At 63.2% G+C, this 16305-nt stretch carries 18 protein-coding genes and 2 pseudogenes; 18 read left to right on the plus strand and 2 right to left on the minus strand.

Features of this window, described 5'->3' with window-relative positions; translation table 11 throughout:
• The first annotated feature begins 284 nt into the window (after positions 1–284).
• Genes YUA_RS0128485 through YUA_RS0128510 form a run of 6 tightly spaced genes read left to right on the plus strand, consistent with a single transcriptional unit; the run spans position 285 to position 4361 of the window.
• On the plus strand, positions 285–737 hold the full coding sequence (locus YUA_RS0128485; protein ID WP_084292933.1) for a Na+/H+ antiporter subunit E: 453 nt from the start codon (positions 285–287) through the stop codon (positions 735–737).
• Positions 730–1020 carry a monovalent cation/H+ antiporter complex subunit F gene (locus tag YUA_RS0128490; protein ID WP_027533763.1) on the plus strand — a complete coding sequence of 97 codons (291 nt, stop codon included), beginning with the start codon at positions 730–732 and terminating at the stop codon, positions 1018–1020. Before YUA_RS0128485 ends, YUA_RS0128490 begins: the two co-directional genes overlap by 8 nt.
• The gene (locus YUA_RS0128495) at positions 1017–1310 is read left to right on the plus strand and encodes a monovalent cation/H(+) antiporter subunit G (RefSeq protein ID WP_027533764.1); all 294 of its coding nucleotides are present in this window, start codon (positions 1017–1019) and stop codon (positions 1308–1310) included. The genes YUA_RS0128490 and YUA_RS0128495 overlap by 4 nt, the downstream gene beginning before the upstream one ends.
• A gap of 11 nt (positions 1311–1321) precedes the next feature.
• The gene (locus YUA_RS0128500) at positions 1322–2251 is read left to right on the plus strand and encodes an MnhB domain-containing protein (RefSeq protein ID WP_245285282.1); all 930 of its coding nucleotides are present in this window, start codon (positions 1322–1324) and stop codon (positions 2249–2251) included.
• Positions 2248–2589 (plus strand): NADH-quinone oxidoreductase subunit K, encoded by a 342-nt coding sequence (locus YUA_RS0128505; protein ID WP_027533766.1) that lies wholly within the window; start codon positions 2248–2250, stop codon positions 2587–2589. Before YUA_RS0128500 ends, YUA_RS0128505 begins: the two co-directional genes overlap by 4 nt.
• Positions 2589–4361, plus strand: a complete 1773-nt coding sequence (locus YUA_RS0128510) for a complex I subunit 5 family protein (protein ID WP_027533767.1) — start codon at positions 2589–2591, stop codon at positions 4359–4361. Before YUA_RS0128505 ends, YUA_RS0128510 begins: the two co-directional genes overlap by 1 nt.
• Before the next feature lie 227 nt (positions 4362–4588).
• Here the strand turns inward: YUA_RS0128510 and YUA_RS52740 are convergent, their stop codons facing one another.
• Positions 4589–4900 (minus strand): DUF3551 domain-containing protein, encoded by a 312-nt coding sequence (locus YUA_RS52740; RefSeq protein WP_084292934.1) that lies wholly within the window; start codon positions 4898–4900, stop codon positions 4589–4591.
• Positions 4901–5168: 268 nt separating this feature from the next.
• Here YUA_RS52740 and YUA_RS0128520 point away from each other — a divergent pair, with 268 nt between their 5' ends.
• The gene (locus YUA_RS0128520) at positions 5169–5672 is read left to right on the plus strand and encodes a DUF1269 domain-containing protein (RefSeq protein ID WP_027533768.1); all 504 of its coding nucleotides are present in this window, start codon (positions 5169–5171) and stop codon (positions 5670–5672) included.
• Positions 5673–5679: 7 nt separating this feature from the next.
• On the opposite strand, the gene YUA_RS0128525 is transcribed toward YUA_RS0128520, so the two are convergent.
• A complete protein-coding gene (locus YUA_RS0128525) occupies positions 5680–6393 on the minus strand; it encodes a Bax inhibitor-1/YccA family protein (protein ID WP_027533769.1) in 714 nt (237 codons plus the stop codon).
• A 266-nt stretch (positions 6394–6659) separates the two neighbouring features.
• Between YUA_RS0128525 and YUA_RS52745 the strand changes: the two genes are divergently transcribed.
• The 11 genes and pseudogenes from YUA_RS52745 to YUA_RS0128575 all read left to right on the plus strand — a co-directional run.
• The gene (locus YUA_RS52745; RefSeq protein ID WP_084292935.1) at positions 6660–6884 is read left to right on the plus strand and encodes a hypothetical protein; all 225 of its coding nucleotides are present in this window, start codon (positions 6660–6662) and stop codon (positions 6882–6884) included.
• 150 nt (positions 6885–7034) lie between these two features.
• A pseudogene (locus YUA_RS0128530) lies at positions 7035–7562 on the plus strand (amino acid permease); the annotation flags it as partial.
• Between the two features lie 44 nt (positions 7563–7606).
• Entirely contained in the window at positions 7607–7846 is a 240-nt protein-coding gene (locus YUA_RS0128535) for a hypothetical protein (RefSeq protein ID WP_027533771.1), read from the plus strand.
• 41 nt (positions 7847–7887) lie between these two features.
• A complete protein-coding gene (locus YUA_RS0128540) occupies positions 7888–9027 on the plus strand; it encodes an AI-2E family transporter (protein WP_027533772.1) in 1140 nt (379 codons plus the stop codon).
• The gene (locus YUA_RS0128545) at positions 9024–9623 is read left to right on the plus strand and encodes a hypothetical protein (protein ID WP_027533773.1); all 600 of its coding nucleotides are present in this window, start codon (positions 9024–9026) and stop codon (positions 9621–9623) included. The genes YUA_RS0128540 and YUA_RS0128545 overlap by 4 nt, the downstream gene beginning before the upstream one ends.
• The gene (locus YUA_RS0128550; RefSeq protein WP_027533774.1) at positions 9624–10109 is read left to right on the plus strand and encodes a DUF992 domain-containing protein; all 486 of its coding nucleotides are present in this window, start codon (positions 9624–9626) and stop codon (positions 10107–10109) included.
• Positions 10110–10441: 332 nt separating this feature from the next.
• Positions 10442–10606, plus strand: coding sequence for a hypothetical protein (locus YUA_RS52750; protein ID WP_371259918.1), 165 nt, complete (start codon positions 10442–10444; stop codon positions 10604–10606).
• Positions 10607–10945: 339 nt separating this feature from the next.
• On the plus strand, positions 10946–11230 hold the full coding sequence (locus YUA_RS0128560) for a hypothetical protein (protein WP_245285283.1): 285 nt from the start codon (positions 10946–10948) through the stop codon (positions 11228–11230).
• 58 nt (positions 11231–11288) lie between these two features.
• Complete coding sequence (locus tag YUA_RS45290; RefSeq protein WP_035972112.1) at positions 11289–12533, plus strand: efflux RND transporter periplasmic adaptor subunit; 1245 nt, start codon at positions 11289–11291, stop codon at positions 12531–12533.
• The gene (locus YUA_RS0128570; protein ID WP_027533776.1) at positions 12530–15682 is read left to right on the plus strand and encodes an efflux RND transporter permease subunit; all 3153 of its coding nucleotides are present in this window, start codon (positions 12530–12532) and stop codon (positions 15680–15682) included. The genes YUA_RS45290 and YUA_RS0128570 overlap by 4 nt, the downstream gene beginning before the upstream one ends.
• 58 nt (positions 15683–15740) lie before the next feature.
• Positions 15741–16271 (plus strand): annotated as a pseudogene (locus YUA_RS0128575) (ATP-binding cassette domain-containing protein); the annotation flags it as partial.
• Between the last annotated feature and the right edge of the window lie 34 nt (positions 16272–16305).

Here is a 16305-nt window from a genome sequence, read left to right on the forward strand (position 1 = left end):
GACCGGATGCAATCGCGGTGCGGGGGCGCAGACGTACGGGAAACGCGGGCGATGCGTGAACAACGCCTCCCGGACCGCTCCGGGGAATTCCTGACGCTCGATCAGGCAATCACCCGATATTGCCGGTCGCACCATGAGTGCACGGTTCAGAGGCCAGGTTTTCGAAACACCGCAGAACGACCCGATGTGACCTATCGCCAATTGAGGAATCCTACGTGAGAGAGTCCTCAGGAAAAACAGATGCGCGTACGAGCGTCAGGGCCGGGGTATTCTGGCGGAGCGCGATGTCCCGAGCCGCATGGTTCCTCTGCCTTTGGCTCGTGCTTGCCGATGCTGCTCTCGATGACATTCCTGCTGCAGCAGTCGCCGTCGCGACGGCTACTGCGACCAGCTTACGATTGCTGGAGCCTGGCACGTCGCGGCGCTCGCTTCGTGCCATCTTCCAACTCGCGTTTCTGTTCCTTTACCACTCCATTGTGGCCGGAGTGGATGTCGCAAGGCGCGCAATCGATCCCCGCCTGCCGCTGCGCCCTGGATTCGTCACGTACCCAACTCGTCTTCCAGGTGGCCAGCGCCGCAACGTTTTCACGACCCTCACCAGCCTTTTGCCTGGCACGGTGCCAACCGGAGAGGAGAACGGGCAGATCGTCTATCACTGCCTCGATGTCGGGCAACCGGTCGTTGCCGAACTTGCCGCGGAGGAAGGGGCGTTGGTTCGAGCCCTCTACAATGACTGAATTCCTGACAACCGCAGTCGGCTTGATCCTGGCGATGCTGGGGCTCGGGCTGGTGTCCATCTTGCGTGGCCCGGCAGATGCCGACCGGATGATGGCAGCGCAACTGATCGGGACGGCCGGCATTGCCGTCTTGCTACTGCTCGGCACCGTGACGGGCGTGCCGGCGGCTGTCGACGTGGCATTGATACTGGCACTGCTCGCCACTTTCGCATCCATCGCATTCGTCAAGAAGGGGCTTTCCCGCCTCGAAACCGATGGGGCCGGTCCGGGGGAGGACAGATGAGCGTCGCACGGGACATCATCACGGTTGCGGGGGTGTCGGCAGGCGTATTCTTCTTTTTCGCCGGCACTGTCGGTCTTCTTCGCTTTCCCGACACGCTAACTCGTCTGCATGCGCTCAGCAAAGCCGACAACCTCGGCCTGGGTTTCGTCGTGCTCGGGCTGCTCCCCCAAACAGGAGGCCTGCGCGACGGACTGAAGTTGATCAGCATCTGGATGTTCGTACTGCTCGCGGGCGCCACCGTCTCCCAATTGATAGCGCGCACGGCACGTCAGAGCGGATCAGGCGAATGAGCATTGCAACAGTGTTCGAGATCGCGCTCGCCGTCGTGGTGCTGGGCCTCGCCATCTGGACGATTGCCGTCCCCGACACCTATTCGGCCACGGTCGGTTTTATCGCCTATGGACTGCTGGTGGCGCTGATCTGGGTCCGTCTTGACGCCGTCGATGTCGCGCTGACCGAGGCTGCAATTGGCGGAGGCCTGGGCGGCGTCGTGCTATTGGGTGCTGCGGCCCGGCTGCGCGGTACCGAGGCGATGACAATGGAACGACCCAGCCTGATCGTGCGCCTGAGCGCAGCCGCGCTGTCGGCGTCGATCGCAGCAGCGCTGGCTGTCGCGATCCTGCTTCCGCCCAATCCAGCGCCAACGCTCGCGCCCGACGTCGTCTCGAATGCCGGGGCGACCGGAATGGCCAACCCCGTCACCAACGTGCTCATGGCATTCCGCGCGATGGACACCATGCTCGAGAAGGTCGTGCTCCTGCTCGCCATCGTCGGTGTCTGGTCCCTTGCATCGGACCAGGCCTGGGGAGGTCGTCCCGGACCACGCCACCAGGCTGATCCAAATGGTGTTCTCGCCTTTCTCGCGCGCCTGTTGCCACCCGCCGGTATCGTCGTCGGCATTTACATCTTGTGGACGGGCGCTGATCACCCCGGCGGAGCATTTCAGGGCGGCGCCGTTCTCGCATCGATGTGGCTGCTGGTGATCATGGCCGGGCTGGTGGATACCCCACCCGTGCGCAGTCGATGGCTACGGCTCGTTCTGGTGGCCGGCCCCGGCTTATTCCTTGTTGTCGGCCTTGGCGGGCTCTGTTTTGGGTCGGCGTTCCTTGCCTATCCGGCTGCGTTCGCCAAACCGCTGATCCTGAGCATTGAGGCCGCGATGCTCCTGACGATCGCGACGACGCTCGGCCTGCTGCTCGCCGGTGCACCTGAAAGGAGCGCAGAGCGATGAGCGCCGTGACGGTGTTCGGATTGTACGCTGCCGCGGCAGTCGGACTCGGGCTCTATGGCCTGATTACGACCCCGCAACCACTTCGCAAGATCATCGCATTCAACCTGCTCGGCAGCGGCGTGTTTCTTCTGTTCGGTATCGTCGGGCGACGAGGCGCGGCGGCGGGCTTTGGTAACGACCCGGTGCCACAGGCCCTGGTGATCACCGGAGTCGTGGTCGCGTTTTCCGCGACGGCTCTGGCGATCGCCTTATTGCTGCGGCTTTTCCAGATCGCAGGGTCCACGACACTCAACAGTCGGGCGGCGGCGAGCCCGCGCTCCGATCCGTCCGGCAACTGATGCTGCCCCCCGCCCCCGCGCTGGTGACGACCGCCGGCGGCTTCCTGTTGGTGCTGTCGATCGTCGCGCCGGTCGCGGGCGTCCTGCTGGAGTTCGCTCTCGGCGAGCGCTACGTTCGGCCGGTTGTCTCCACGGTCATACCGGTCGGATTGGCGATTGCTGCCGCCGTCCTCGTCCTCTTGCCGCGGAGCGATGGCCACCTCGTCTATCTGCTCGGCGCCTGGCCACCACCGCTCGGCGTAGCCCTCCGCGCGGACGGATTGTCGGCGGTCATGCTCGCGACGACGGCGGTGGTGATCTGCGCGGTCGCCATTTTTGCCGCGACCGATTTTCGTCCCCAATCTGTCGAAGCGCGCACACCATTCGCATTCTGGATCCTGCTGCTGGCAATCTGGGGCGCGCTGAACACGATCTTCGTCGCGGGAGACCTCTTCACGCTGTATGTTGCGCTGGAATTGCTGACGTTCGCCGCGGTGCCTCTGGTCTCTCTCGACGGCCGCGCGGAGACGCTTCGGGCTGCGTTGCGGTATCTGCTCTTCGCACTGCTCGGTTCGGTCTTCTATTTGATGGGCACCGCGCTGCTCTACGGTCTCTATGGCACGCTGGATATCGTGCTGCTGTCTCATCGCGTCTCCGCGGAGCCCGGCGCGCTCATTGCGGCGGCGCTGATGACGTCCGGCCTGCTCGCTAAGACCGCGCTGTTTCCGCTGCACCTCTGGCTGCCGCCCGCTCACGCCGGCGCCCCGGCCGCAGCGAGCGCGATCCTGTCCGGCTTGGTCGTGAAGGGGTCATTCTTCATCGTTGTGCGGCTCTGGTTCTATGTGCTGCCCGCCCTGCCGGGCTTTACCGCTGCACAGTTTCTGGCAACGCTGGGGGCCGGTGCGATCCTGGTCGGGAGCATCGTTGCCCTACGGCAGGAACGCCTCAAGCTGCTCGTCGCATATTCGACACTGGCCCAGATCGGGTACCTCTTCCTGCTGTTTCCTCTCGCACTCGATGCCTCGGGCCGACTCGAGACCGGACAGGCCCTGGCGGGTGGGTTGATTCAGGCGATCTCCCACGCCACCGCGAAAGCGGCAATGTTCATGGCAGTCGGGTCGATCTACGCCGGACTCGGCCATGATCGCATCACCGGGATCAGTGGCGCTGCACGCGCTCTGCCCTTGAGCGTCATGACCTTCGCCTTAGCCGGCTTCGCACTGATGGGAATCCAGCCGGGCGGTGCGTCGCTTGCCAAGGAATTGTTGCTCCAGGAGACGGCGAGGACGGGACAGTGGTGGTGGGCTGGCGTGCTCCAGGTCGGCGGGATGTTCACGGCCGCCTATGTCGTACTGGTACTTGCCCACGCGCTTTCGCCTCCGGATCGGCCGGTCGCCCTCGCCGCGAGGCCGCCACGCGGCAGCGGTTTGGCGGCGCTTGCCTTGGCGCTCTGCTCGCTATTCCTTGGCCTGCTGCCATGGGAGCCGTATTTGCCGATCCCGTATGCTCTGGAATCGAAACTGTTCGGCGTCGAAGCGCTCGTCAAATTGCTCGTAACCGTGCTCGGAGGTGTCGCGCTAGCGATCCTGCTCAGTCCCTGGCCACATCCGCTGGCCGGTACGGTGGCCCGGAGGGATTTGAAGACCGTGCCCGGCCCCTTCCGGCGCGCGTGTCTAGGGTTTGGCAGCCTTGTCGAAAGAGGCGATCACGTTCTCCGTCAATGGCCGGCGGCCGGCATCTGCATGCTCGCAGTTGCGCTGCTGCTCGCCGCCTCGATGTTCGGAGCAAATTGAGTAGCTGAACGCTCGAAGCCTATCGTGAAGCGGTCCTTCCGGATAGACGTTTGTCCCAGAGCCACCATAGGATCCGCATAGGATCCGCGATCGAATGGTCCGCAAAAGCTTTTGCTCAGCTTGCCAACGGACTCTTGAGTGCGGCGCGGTCCATGTCCGCCGCGCCGCATTCTGATGGACAGAACTCACGTTCAAGCCAGTCACCACCTCAGGAAGAGCTGAGCGATTTAGGTCCGTCTGCGGACGCAGGTCCCGCTTCTTCCGCTGAGCGATGCGCGGCATTGATCTTCAGTATGGTACATACAGTGAGTCCCTCGTCCAGCGACCTTGGCGCACCACTGGATTTCGCGCGCCGCCTCTCCCGGCGCAACAAACGCGAACATGGTTGCCGTGAACGTGAGCAACGCCGCTGCGATCATGGATTTGCGAATTGGCGCGCGGACCAGCAAGGCGGATGAAAGGGACGGCTTAAACCTCGGCATGTTTCTCTCCAGTGTAAGTGTGTAGTTGCGCCAGCAGATTGAAGCATTCGAACCCATCGGAATATCAGGTGTTCACCCTGTTGGAAGATCGGGAGTCACCTGATGTAAGGCGTCGTCAATGTGCGATGCTGCCTTCTCCACAGGACTAGCTGAACGTATTACGGCGATCACCGACCTGTTCTTCGCGCATCGGAAATTCATCCTTCGAGCCCGGGGTTTTCTCCGATGCCGGGCCGGCGGTTCACCCTCTAGTCTCGATTTGGCACCGTGCAGCCGGGATCGGTCTCTCCGGCGCGGGGCTATCCCAATGGAAACGGAGGTCTCCATGTCCGATCTTGTCGCAATCGTGTATCCGAACGAGGCGAAGGCCGAGGAAGTGCGTCAACGACTGCTCAGGCTGCAGAAGGAATATCTGATCACAATCAGCGATGCAGTGATCGCCGTGAAGACGGACTCCGGCGGCATCAAGCTCAATCAACTCGTCAACACGACGTCGATGGGCGCAGTGACCGGCGGTTTCTGGGGGCTTCTGATCGGCATGATTTTCCTCAATCCGATCCTCGGTGTCGCCGTCGGCGCGGCCTCCGGCGCGCTCGGCGGCGCACTTTCCGATTTTGGCATCGACGACGCCTTCATGAAGGAATTGTCTTCGTCACTCCACACCGGGAACGCCGCCTTGTTCGTCCTGATCAAGAATATGACTGCGGACAAGGTCCTGAAGGAGATCAAGGACGCCGGAGGGACCGTGCTGAAGACGTCGCTGGATGACACCAGGGAACAGGCCCTGCGCGACGCGCTGGCAAGCGCCGCGGAGCGGCCCGCGGCCTGAACGCCACTCAGCGGCGGTTGCCGGCCAGGCGCAGCAGCATCATGAACAGATTGATGAAGTTGAGATAGAGCGACAGCGCCGAGATCACCGACTTTCGGCCTGTCGCCGTTTCATCGTCCCCACTGTCGTACATCGCCTTGATCCGCTGCGTGTCGTAAGCCGTGAGCCCGGCAAAGACGCCGACGCCCACGATCGAGATCAGCCAGTCGAGCCCGGTGGATTGCAGGAAGAGGTTCACCAGGCTGGCGATGATGATCCCAATCAGGCCCATGAACAGGAAGGTGCCGAGGCCGGACAGGTCGCGCCTTGTAGTGTAGCCAAAGACGCTGAGCGCCCCGAACGTCGCGGCGGTGATGAAGAAAACGCGGGTGATCGAGGCACTGGTGTAGATGTGGAGGAGCGTCGAGAGTGACACACCGACCAGCGCCGCATAAATGAAGAACAGAATCCGCGCCGTTGACACCGACAACGTGTTGATACGAGAACCAATGAAGAAGACCAGTGCCAGCGGCGCCAGTATGAAAACCCACATCAACGGACTCTGCAGCAATGCGGGACCGGTGAGCTGATAGGTCAGCCACGCGACAATGGCGGTCAGGCCGACGCCGGCGGCCATGTAGTTGTAGATGCGCAGCATGTAGCTACGCAGTCCAGCATCCACCGCGATTGCGTCGCCGCCGGCCGCGCCTGCGGCCGTTACGTTCTGATCATAGTTCGACATCGCCTGTCTCCTCTCAGAACCCGCGGAATCGGGCCACGCTATCCCTCGGACGCAGAGGACGGCATCGGACAATGACCCGAGAGCCGGCAGGGACAATCACCAGATTGCGCTGCAATTTTCGGCACTCCGCACCGCCCACTCACGGCGACCATTCTACGATTACAAATGGGCAACCTGGAACCGCCACACGTGTCCTCCTTTTGGAGAGGCCGCCTTACGCGTTTGTCACTTGGAAACCCGCTGCGGTCCGGCCTAATCCGACGGATATGCGCTTCTACTTTCATATAGTCGACAGATACGGTCTCTCTCCCGATGGAACCGGATGCGAACATGCCGACCAGGATGCGGCGGTTCTGCATGCCCAATGCATAGCCGCCGAGCTCGCGAAGGCCGGTGAACTCTGCCGCTTCAGCGTCGTGCTTTTGGCTGCCGTTCCCGGGCCATCATCCCATCCCGATCAAGGCGCCACCGCCCCTTCCGCGAAGGCCTGAAGGCGGTGCGCAGCCAGCCGGCGGCCAATTTCACCCTCGCTTCCTACAGAGAATCCCCGATGTGCGAGGCGGAAAGCCGCCTCTAAGGTCTTCGCCAGGTGCGGCTGGCATCAGTGTCCGTCCCATCCCGGATTGGAAGGCCATCCCGTCATGGCTCCGTCGTCGAACGAGGCCGATCAGAACCTCTCCCGCAACGCGCTCATCGCGCTCGTGATCGGGTCGATGGTCGGCTCCGGCATTTTCGCACTACCTGCAGCGTTCGGACGAACCACGGGTGCGCTTGGAGCGATGATCGCCTGGGTTATCGCAGGCACCGGCATGCTGATGCTGGCCTTCGTATTCCAGACCTTGTCACACCGCAAACCGGACCTCGATGCCGGCATCTATGCCTATGCCAGGGTCGGGTTCGGCGAGTATATCGGGTTTGCCTCGGCCGTGGGGTACTGGATCGGTTGCTGTCTTGCAGACGTCGCCTGTCTCGTCTTGATCAAGGCGACGCTCGGACAGTTTTTTCCCGTGTTCGGTGATGGGGCAACTCCGGTGGCGATCGCTTCGGCGTCCGTTCTGCTGTGGGGAGTGCACATCCTGCTGCTGCGCGGCATCAAGGGCGCAGCCGCGCTCAATACGATCGCGACCTACACCAAGATCATCCCGATATTGCTGTTCATTGGCACCGCCATCGAGCCATCTCGATTTGAGTCCTGGTTACTTTGGAGGCGAATATGAGCATTCGGGCCGTCTGTGGCGCCTTGATCCTGGGCGGGTTGGTGACGGCTTCCGCATTTCCGTGCCTGTCGCTGGCCCAGTCGACTGACACCGGCGTGTCTGCGTCAAAGGATGCCGGCGCGTCGGCACCGAAGAGCGCAACGCCCAATACCAATACGAACCCGACGAAGCACCGCTACTGGCGTCATCGCGGCGGAAGGCATCCGCACTTTGGCAGCCGGCGCGTCCGCACCTAGAGGCGACGGACGACAGACCACTCCTACGATTGGACCGATCCATGAGCGACTCCAGGACAGGACCGGAGAGACTCCGCGAGGTCGTTCCACGCGATGATTCCGCCGGCCTGCCGGACAACGACGCACAGCGCAGCATTCTCGCGACCGGGCTGACCCTGCTCGCCGCATGCGTCTTCCTGTTTTTGGTGTGGAAGACGGTCTCCAGTCTCCTGCTGATCTTTGCAGGCATTTTGTTCGCTGCATTTCTGGATGCTTCCGCGAGGGCTCTGGCGCCAGTCCTTCCGCTCAGACGCGCCTGGCGGCTGACGCTGGTCCTGTTGCTGTTCTCGGCCTTGTCGGGATCTGGACTGGCATGGGGCGCGGGCAAGCTGCCGGAGCAGACGCGCCTCTTGCTGAAGGTCATGGACAGCCAGCTCGACATCCTGCAGGAGCATCTGCTGTCGTACGGCGTTGACCTGCTCGGTCCGGAATGGGGCCGCGACTTCGCGCAGTGGCTGTTCTCGGATCAGGGCCGTTTTCTCAGCCATGCTCAATTCCTGCTTGGCGGAGCCTCGAGCCTCCTGACCGGCGCGCTGGTGATCCTGTTCCTCGGGATCCTCTTTGCCTTCGATCCGACCAGCCACCGTGAAAGCCTGGTCATGCTGGTGAAGCCGTTCCACCGCCCGCGGGCGAGAGTGGTCATGGATGAGATGGGCAACGTCATGCGGCTATGGCTCGTCGCACAGTTCATCCGCATCGTCCTTATGACGCTGTGGGTCTGGATTGCACTCAATCTCATGGGGCTGCCCGGCCCCTTCGTGCTCGGGTTGCAAGCAGGCCTTTCGAATTTCATTCCCTATGTCGGGCCGATCGTGGCCGCAATTCCGATCGTGCTCGTCGCAATGCCGCTCGGCAGTTCCCTGCTGATCTGGGCCGTCGTCATCTACACGATCATCCAGTCGGTCGAAGGCTACGTGATCGGTCCGCTGATCCAGCGTCAGGCAGTCGAGATTCCTCCTGCCTGGACCTTGGTCGCGATCGTCCTGCTAGGCGCGCTATTCGGCGTCCTGGGCATCGCGCTCGCCATGCCACTGGTCGCGATCGGCCGCGTCGCAATCATCCGTTTCTATGTCGAAGACTACCTCGGTGACGAGCTCAAGCAGACGTTCAACGGCGGTGGATCGTCAGTGAGGCACCCATGAACGAGATCGGCACGCAACCGAACGAGGGCGCGGAGCCTCCCTTGCCTCGATCCGGAATGGCTCAATTCCTCTGGCAGCAGCTTCCTTATATCGTGGCGCTGGTGCTTGCCATCGCAGGGGTCGCCTATACCAACGTCTCCCATCAGCCTCTCGTCGGCTACTGGGAATTCCTGGCACTTGCCATCTGCGTCGTCTGCATTGTCACCAAATGGCCGGAGACCGAAGGTAGGGAGGCCCAGCTCCGCTTGATCTGGACCCAGGCGTTACACTGGATTGCCGTCCTGGTGACGATGAACATCATGTTGGTGTCGGGCGTCCAGCAATTGCTGCCGACCCCTGCAACCGGCCTGGTCCTGCTGACGTTGCTCGCACTCGGCACGTTCCTCGCGGGCATCAGCCTTCTGTCGCTGCAAATCTCTTTCCTCGGCCTTGCGATGGGCGTCGCCGTGCCGGCGATCTCCTGGCTGAAGCAGTCCGTCTTCTTCTTCCTGCTGGGCGCCGTGCTGCTGATCGGCCTCGGCATCACGTTCTGGCTTCGCCAGGAGCGCCCGCCGAGAGTCTCACCATCCGACACCAACAGCCAAGTGGAGGCTTGAATGCAAATGACACAGCTTGTTGCAGTCTTCGGGGCATCCGCGCTGCTATGCCTCGCCACCCTGCCTGCGCGCGCCGAGACGTTCCGGGTTGGCCGGCTCCTGTGCTTCAGCAGCCCGCGCGTTGGGCTTGTGCTTGGATCGGCGCAGTCTCTGCGTTGCACATTCTTTGCTAGAAACCCGCCGAGGCAGTTCATCTATGAGGGACGGATCCGGCGTGTTGGCCTTGATCTCGGCGTGACCAGCGCCGGCACCCTGTCCTGGGCCGTGCTCGCCAAGAACTCGCGGGTCGGCTCCGCCACCCTGCGCGGCAACTATGTCGGCGCGAGCGGCAGCCTCGCATTGGGACCGGGCCTCGGCGCCAATGTCCTGATCGGCGGCTCGCGGCGGAGTGTCATGTTGCAACCGTTGTCGATCGAGCGATCGATCGGGATCAATCTCGCGGCGGGCGTCACCAACCTGACGCTGGGTCCGCGCGGAAGGCGATAGCCCGCAACAGCGATCTCAGGCCCGATGGCTCGCCCCTGGTTGGATCGGTGAGAACATTCCCGGCCGGTCGCTCAGGGTTTCGTCCGATGTCGGTGCTGCGGGGTCCAAGCTACCATTCCCGGCGGAAACTCGAATTATCGCCGAGATCGCGGTGAATGACATGACCGTCTATGACAGCAGAACCCTCATCGAGGCTCTGGGTCCTCCTCCAATATGGGTCTGCGCGCTCCTTGGCATCGTGCTGATCGCCGCAGGCGTCTTCGCGCTTGGCGACGTCGTGTTCGCGACCATCGTCAGCGTCAAGCGCGCATTGGCGACAGAGCGGCTGGGCGATGCTGATCTCCGGTCTCGTCGGAGTCCTCGCGGGCTCTTTGATCCTGTTCGGCTTCCCGACCATCAGCGTCTGGGTCCTTGGGTTCCTGCTTGGTGTCGATCTGATTTCGCACGGCATGGCGTGGCTGCTCTACGCGCTTCAGTCCGTGCGGAGGACTGCGTAACGAGAAGAGGATATGACGATGAATGCTCCCACCCGCCGTGCCTTCCTTGGCCTCGCATCGAAGGCCGCTGCCGCCGCTGCGGTCGGCGCAATCGGCGTTCGCTTCATTGCGGCTGCGGAGGCGATGCCGGTGGCTCCTGATCTCGGGCGATCCGGGACGCCGTCGGATCTCGTCACGCAGGCGCAGTGGGGACCGCCTGGACCCGGCTGGAGGCGGCCGTCGCCGAGGCGCCGGCGCCGCTGGGTTTGCTGGTGGCATCGCGGTCGTCGTCATTGTGGATGGCGGTGGCGCTAGCAACGCCTCGCGCAATTTGTGCAATCTGCGGGCGGCTAACCCGCCATGAAGGCGGTGCGAGCTCCCAACCATGCGATGGAGGCGATCGTGCGCTCCACAAATCGATGGCTCCTCGGGGCCGTTCTGACAGCTCTTCTCGTTGTGGCAACCTGGTACTGCGTGGCGGGATGGCAGGCAACGCCATCAATGCCGCTTTATCGCAACGTCATTCTGGCGGGGGCCGTCATCTTGATGCTGGTGACCGGCTGCGGCCTGATCTCGCTGATGTTCTATAGCCGCCGCAAGGGTTATGACGAGCCCGCGCGCAGCAATCGGACACGGCAGGAGTAGCGATGCGCTGGTAGCACAGACCCGGCGCGGCATCTAAGTCCGGAGCAAGGAGCGAACGATGTACCTTGCTGACGTCTCGATCAGACTGCTGGCGGCAACCCTCCTGATGATTATCGCCGGCGGGACGGTCCGGGCCCAACCCGCTCCCGCCGCGCCACCTGCGGTCGGCATCGTCGAAGCGACCAGGCGGCCGATCACCGAGACCAGTGAATTCCTCGGTCGGATCGAGGCGATCAATCGGGTCAACGTCGTCGCTCGCGTCACCGCATTTCTGGAACGGCGCCTGTTCGAGGAAGGCGCCGAGATCAGCAAAGGCGATGAGCTCTATCGGCTCGAGCGTGGTCCCTTCGAAGCGGACCTTGCATCGAAACAGGCGCAGGTGGCGCAGCTCCAGGCCACACTCGAAAATGCCAAGCTGACGACCGAACGCGCGCGGACCTTGCTCGGAGGCCCTGCCGGGCAACAGTCCACCTACGACGCAGCCATCGCGAACCAGCGCAGCCTCGAAGCTCAGGTGCAAGCCGCGCAAGCCCAGGTCCAGGCTTCGCAGATCAATCTCGACTACACCATGATCAGTGCGCCGATCGCCGGCAAGATCGGTCGCACGGCGGTGACAGAGGGCAACGTCGTCGGTCCAACCTCGGGCGTGCTGACCACCATTGTCAGCCAGGACCCGATGTATGTCACCTTCCCGGTGCCGGTGCGCCAAGGGCTTGAGCTGCGGGAACGATACGGACCGCAAGGCGGCCTTGAAGCCGTGGTCATCAGGCTGCGGCTGCCCGACGGCCGCATGTACGGCAAAACCGGCAAGCTGAATTTCGTCGACAACACCATCGCCCAGAACACCGATACGATCACCGTGCGCGGGGAGATCGGCAATCCGATCCTGCGAGCGCCCTCGGCGGCCGGCGTCACCGTTCACGAGCTGACGGATGGCGAGTTCGTCACGGTCGTGCTGGAAGGCGTCCAGCCGGTCGAGGTGCTGGCGATCCCACGCTCAGCCGTGCTCTCCGATCAGCAAGGCGATTATGTTCTCGCCGTCGGCGCCGATAACAAAGCCGAGCAGCGCCGCATCCAGCTCGGGCAATCTACCCCGACCATCGCAGCCGTGATCGCCGGACTTGCGGCCGGCGACAGGGTGATCGTCGAGGGCCTGCAGCGAGTTCGTCCCGGCCAGACCGTTTCGCCCGGACCGGCAAGTCCGCTGATCCTGTCGAGCATGAAAGCCGCCGCAGACGGCGGGGCTCCGCAAGCGGATCACGGTGCGTCCGGCCAGACGCACCCGGTGGACGCCAAGCCATGATGTCTGCGGTCTTCATCGATCGTCCGCGGCTTGCGATGGTGATCGCTTTTATCATCACCATCGCCGGCGCGCTGGCGCTGATGCAGATCCCGGTGGCACAATTTCCGGACATCGTGCCGCCGCAGGTTACCGTCTCCGGCACGTTCCCGGGCGCATCCGCGGAGGTCGTCGAGAGCAGCGTCGCCCAACCCCTGGAGGCGCAGGTCATCGGCGTCGACCGCGCGCTCTACATGAAATCGACCAGCGGCAATGACGGCAGCTATACTCTGACAGTTTCGTTCGCGCTCGGCACCAACCCCGATATCAACACTGTCAACGTAAACAACCGCGTGCAGAGCGCCCTGTCACAACTGCCCACCGAAGTGCAGCAACAGGGCGTGACGGTGCAGAAGCGATCATCGGCGATCCTGCAATTCCTCGTGCTCTACAGCGCCGACGGACAGCAGGATCCGCTTTTCATCACCAACTACGCCATCATCAACGTGCTCGATGCAATTTCCAGCACGCCGGGGGTCGGGCAGGCTCATCTGTTCGCCAAGATGAACTACTCGATGCGGATCTGGTTCGATACGCAGCGGCTCACCAGTCTCAATCTGTCCCCATCGGATGTCATCGCCGCGATTCGCGCGCAAAGCGTCCAGGCGCCGGTCGGCCGCATCGGCGCGCGGCCGATCAGCGATGACCAGCAGTTCCAGTTCAATGTGCAGACCCTGGGCCGGCTCGCCACCGTCGATCAATTCGCCAACATCGTGCTGCGCGCCAATCCGGATGGTTCGTCGCTGCTCGTCAAGGACGTCGCCCGGGTTGAGATGGGCGCGCAAAATCTCGACAGCGAAGCTCGGATCGACGGGCGGGCCGCGGTGCCGATAGCGATCTATCTCGCTCCCGGCGCCAATGCCGTGACCACCGCGCAGGCGGTGGCGACGACGATGCAGCGATTGTCCAAGCGGTTTCCGACAGGGCTCAGCTACCTTGTCCAATACGATTCCACGAGCTTTGTGCGGGATACGATCACGGAGGTATTGCGGACGCTGGGCGAGGCCTTCGTCCTGGTCGTGATCGTGGTCTACTTGTTCCTCGGCAATCTCCGCGCGACCGTCATCCCGGCCGTTGCCGTTCCCGTGAGCCTGATCGGCACCTTCGCCGTGCTGCTGGTGCTCGGCTATTCGGCCAACACCGTATCGCTGCTCGCAATGGTGCTCGCCATCGGTATCGTGGTGGACGACGCCATCGTCGTCGTGGAGAACGTCGAGCGCGTGATGGAGGAAGAGCCGGATTTGTCGCCGGCCGAGGCCAGCAAGAAGGCCATGACGCAGATCACAGGGCCGATCATCGCGATCACGCTGGTGCTGCTTTCCGTCTTCGTTCCGGTCGCATTCATTCCCGGAATTTCCGGCACGCTGTTTCGCCAGTTCGCTGTGACGATCAGCTGCGCCATGATGATCTCGGCGCTGAACGCACTGACGCTGTCGCCTGCCCTATGCGCGCTGTTCCTGCGTCACTCCGGGCCGCGGCGCGGTATCATGGCGCGCGTGCTCGGCGGCATCGACTGGGTGCGCGACCGCTACAGTGACGGCGTCCGCAGTCTGGTGCGCGTGGCCGGACTTTCCCTCCTGCTCGTCGCCGTCTTTGCTGCCGGCATCTTCGGCATGTCGCTGATCACGCCCACGGGGTTCCTCCCCGAGGAAGACCAGGGCGCCTTCTTCACCTCGGTGCAGTTGCCCGACGGCGCGTCGGTGGCCCGCACCAGTGAGGTCGCCGAACAGATCGAGGGCATCCTGAAGCAGATGCCGGCCGTCGATCACGTTCTGGCCATCGTCGGCTTTTCCCTGCTCGACGGCGTATCCGAACCGAACAGTGCGCTGGTTGTCACTCGGCTGAAGCCGTTTGCCGACCGCAAGGCGGCAGCAGATTCGGCGCAGGCGTTGATCCGGCAAACCTTTGCAGCCGGCGCGCAGATCAGGCAGGCCAACGTGCTGCCGTTCAACCTGCCGCCGATCATCGGGCTCTCCACCAGCGGCGGCTTCGAATACCAGCTCCAGGCATTGGAAGGACAGAGCCCGGCCGCGATCTCCAGCGTCACGAGCGCGCTGATCGGCGCCGCCAATGCCGACCCGCGGCTGACGCGTGTCTTCTCCACCTTCACCGCGACCAATCCGTCCATCTATCTCGACATCGACCGCCGCAAGGCACAAGCGCTCGGCGTCACCATCAGCGACATCTTCACCGCCCTGCAGGCAACGCTCGGCGGCATCTACGTCAACAACTTCAATCGGTTTGGCCGCACCTGGCAGGTCAACATTCAGGGCGAGGCGTTCGATCGCGCCGATATTTCGGACATCTGGCGCATCTATCTGCGCAACAACACTGGCCAGATGGTGCCGATACGATCGCTTGCCGGCATCAAGATCGTCACCGGGCCTCAGGTGATCACCCGCTACAACAATTATCGTTCAGTGACGGTGAACGGCAGCCCGGCGCCGGGCGTCTCGTCAGGCACCGCGATCGCCGCGATGACCGATGTCTCCAACGCCGTGCTGCCCGCGGGCTACAGCTTCGCGTGGACCGGCACCGCCTATCAGGAGCAACAGGCGGCCGGCCAGACCGGCACGGTGCTCATGCTTGCGGTCCTGTTCGCCTATCTCTTCCTGGTCGCCCTCTACGAAAGCACCGTGATTCCGATCCCAGTGCTGCTGTCGGCGGTCGTTGGTGTCCTCGGCTCCTTTGTCGGCATCAAGCTCGCCGGCCTCAATCTCGACCTCTATGGCCAGATCGGACTCGTGGTCCTGATCGCGCTCGCCGCCAAGAACGGCATCCTGATCGTGGAGTTCGCGAAGGAGCGGCGCGAGGCGGGTACGGCGCTTGATGAAGCTGCAATCGAGGGCGCCCAGATGCGGTTTCGCGCGGTCATGATGACCTCGGTTGCCTTCATTCTCGGACTGCTGCCGCTCGTGATCGCAACCGGCGCCGCCGAACTGAGCCGCAGAGCGGTCGGGACCGCCGTGTTTGCGGGCATGCTCGCCGCAAGCTCGATCGGGATCTTCATGGTGCCGATGCTCTACGTCACGTTCCAGCGCCTGCGCGAGCGTGTGAAGGCGACTCCCAAATCAACCAGTCGGTCGAGGCCGCCTGTCGATGAATCGGTCTAGACCATGACAAGCAATCGAAAACGCTGGCTGATCGCCCTTGTTGTCGGATCCTCGGCGCGGGCGGCTACTTTGCCTGGCAGAAGCTTGGAGGCAACAGCCTTCCGCCCGGATTCGCCAGCGGCAACGGCCGAAGGATACCGGTCTTGCGCCGTTCGCGGCCCGGCCCGCGGGCAAGCTGTCCGGCGGCATGAAGCAGAAGCTCGGCCTTTGCTGCGCACTCATTCATGATCCAGACCTGCTGATCCCGGACGAACCGACCACCGGCGTCGATCCGCTCTCGCGCCGGCAATTCTGGGAGCTGATCGAGGATATCCGCAAGGGTCGTCCCGGCATGAGCGTCATCGTCGCCACGGCCTATATGGAGGAGGCGGCGCGCTTCGACTGGCTTGTAGCTATGGATGACGGGCGGGTGCTTGCCACCGGCACGCCGGCCGAACTGCTGTTGCAGACCGGCGCCGACAATCTCGATGCTGCCTTCATCGCCCTGCTCCCCGAGGAGCAGCGACGGGACCACAAGGAGGTGATGATCCCGCCGCGCGCGAGCGGGCACGACGGAGACATCGCCATCGAGGCCGAGCAGCTTACGGTGACCCTCGAAGTGTTGGAGGAGCAATAACCCAAAT

This window comes from Bradyrhizobium sp. WSM3983 (assembly GCF_000473045.1).
GTDB lineage: Bacteria > Pseudomonadota > Alphaproteobacteria > Rhizobiales > Xanthobacteraceae > Bradyrhizobium.

Excerpts from the sequence above, each read along its gene's own strand:
- YUA_RS0128505 (WP_027533766.1), top strand. The coding sequence starts at position 2,248 with ATGAGCGCCGTGACGGTGTTCGGATTGTACGCTGCCGCGGCAGTCGGA.
- YUA_RS0128485 (WP_084292933.1), top strand. The coding sequence starts at position 285 with ATGTCCCGAGCCGCATGGTTCCTCTGCCTTTGGCTCGTGCTTGCCGAT.
- YUA_RS0128525 (WP_027533769.1), bottom strand. The coding sequence starts at position 6,393 with ATGTCGAACTATGATCAGAACGTAACGGCCGCAGGCGCGGCCGGCGGC.
- YUA_RS0128510 (WP_027533767.1), top strand. The coding sequence starts at position 2,589 with ATGCTGCCCCCCGCCCCCGCGCTGGTGACGACCGCCGGCGGCTTCCTG.
- YUA_RS0128550 (WP_027533774.1), top strand. The coding sequence starts at position 9,624 with ATGCAAATGACACAGCTTGTTGCAGTCTTCGGGGCATCCGCGCTGCTA.
- YUA_RS0128560 (WP_245285283.1), top strand. The coding sequence starts at position 10,946 with ATGAAGGCGGTGCGAGCTCCCAACCATGCGATGGAGGCGATCGTGCGC.
- YUA_RS52745 (WP_084292935.1), top strand. The coding sequence starts at position 6,660 with ATGCGCTTCTACTTTCATATAGTCGACAGATACGGTCTCTCTCCCGAT.
- YUA_RS0128545 (WP_027533773.1), top strand. The coding sequence starts at position 9,024 with ATGAACGAGATCGGCACGCAACCGAACGAGGGCGCGGAGCCTCCCTTG.
- YUA_RS0128520 (WP_027533768.1), top strand. The coding sequence starts at position 5,169 with ATGTCCGATCTTGTCGCAATCGTGTATCCGAACGAGGCGAAGGCCGAG.
- YUA_RS0128570 (WP_027533776.1), top strand. The coding sequence starts at position 12,530 with ATGATGTCTGCGGTCTTCATCGATCGTCCGCGGCTTGCGATGGTGATC.
- YUA_RS0128495 (WP_027533764.1), top strand. The coding sequence starts at position 1,017 with ATGAGCGTCGCACGGGACATCATCACGGTTGCGGGGGTGTCGGCAGGC.
- YUA_RS0128535 (WP_027533771.1), top strand. The coding sequence starts at position 7,607 with ATGAGCATTCGGGCCGTCTGTGGCGCCTTGATCCTGGGCGGGTTGGTG.
- YUA_RS0128490 (WP_027533763.1), top strand. The coding sequence starts at position 730 with ATGACTGAATTCCTGACAACCGCAGTCGGCTTGATCCTGGCGATGCTG.
- YUA_RS52740 (WP_084292934.1), bottom strand. The coding sequence starts at position 4,900 with ATGGGTTCGAATGCTTCAATCTGCTGGCGCAACTACACACTTACACTG.
- YUA_RS0128540 (WP_027533772.1), top strand. The coding sequence starts at position 7,888 with ATGAGCGACTCCAGGACAGGACCGGAGAGACTCCGCGAGGTCGTTCCA.
- YUA_RS52750 (WP_371259918.1), top strand. The coding sequence starts at position 10,442 with ATGCTGATCTCCGGTCTCGTCGGAGTCCTCGCGGGCTCTTTGATCCTG.
- YUA_RS45290 (WP_035972112.1), top strand. The coding sequence starts at position 11,289 with ATGTACCTTGCTGACGTCTCGATCAGACTGCTGGCGGCAACCCTCCTG.